Below are 461 nucleotides of genomic sequence, written 5' to 3'. Positions count from 1 at the left end.
CGCGGCGAATCGGATGTTCGCGATGAGGAGGCCGACGACCCCGCCAAGCACGGGGACGGCGGTGCGTTCGGGGATCGACTCGTTGCGGAGGAGTCGCGCCGTGCCGTAGGCGATCCCGCCGCCGACGAAAGGCGTGAGCACCCACAGCGAGACGATCTGCTGGTACTTCGCGATCGCGGGGCCACCGCCGTTCGCGAGCCCGACACCGACGACTGCTCCGGTGACGGTGAACGCAGTGGCGATCGGGTAGCCGGCGAACACACCGATGGCGACGAGCGCGGCCGCGACGAGCAGTGCGACCGTCGACGCCGTCGCCGTGAGGACGGAGCCGACGACGAGTTCGGTTCCGACGGCTTCGGTGACGTTCGCGCCCTGGAGAATCGCGCCCGAGAGCCCGAGGACGCCGACGATGAATCCGGCGCGCATCACGGAGATGGCATTCGCGCCGACGGCCGGAGCGA

Annotated in this window: 1 protein-coding gene; it reads right to left on the bottom strand. The window is 70.3% G+C overall.

Annotated features, from left to right (window positions below; genetic code table 11):
* Nucleotides 1–461, bottom strand: a 461-nt coding sequence (locus tag DEQ92_RS22540) for an inorganic phosphate transporter (RefSeq protein WP_199522983.1), incomplete at both ends; no start/stop codon positions are given.

The organism is Haloferax sp. Atlit-6N, assembly GCF_003383195.1.
In the GTDB taxonomy this organism is placed as follows: Archaea; Halobacteriota; Halobacteria; order Halobacteriales; family Haloferacaceae; genus Haloferax; species Haloferax gibbonsii.
The sequence above is the reverse complement of the archived record's forward strand: the minus strand, read 5'-3'. Positions and strand labels throughout refer to the sequence as shown.